The 310-nt window shown below is 38.1% G+C and carries 1 protein-coding gene; it reads right to left on the bottom strand.

What is annotated here, in order from left to right; translation table 11 throughout:
* Window positions 1-151 (bottom strand): 50S ribosomal protein L35ae (locus GOQ16_RS18400; protein ID WP_160070467.1); only part of this gene is annotated, 151 nt, incomplete at its 3' end.
* Between the last annotated feature and the right edge of the window lie 159 nt (window positions 152-310).

The raw sequence follows: 310 nt of genomic DNA, 5'->3' as shown, positions 1-310 counted from the left end.
GTTTTGTGGGAAGATTAGACTTGAATTTGGCACGGACGAGACCACTGTTTGCGTGCGGTTTAATGACCTTAGGGTTGGAAATGGGCTCAGATTGCTCATCGAGTGATTCGTTCAGGTTGAGTCCTTGAGCTACTGAGCAATCCAAGCCCATGAAGGCACGAGTCAAAATATTTCAAAATTCAAGTGTGAACTCAAATTTTTTATATTAATAAATAATATTATAAAATTAAATAAATATAGAAACCTTCCAAGCAAGACCCTCACCCCACCCAATTTTAAACACTAAAACATCTTCGTCTTTCTCTCTCCA

It is taken from the genome of Sphingobacterium bovisgrunnientis, from assembly GCF_009829085.1.
Taxonomy (GTDB): domain Bacteria; phylum Bacteroidota; class Bacteroidia; order Sphingobacteriales; family Sphingobacteriaceae; genus Sphingobacterium; species Sphingobacterium bovisgrunnientis.
Note: the sequence above shows the minus strand (reverse complement) of the source record. Positions and strands in the feature narration are given on the sequence as shown.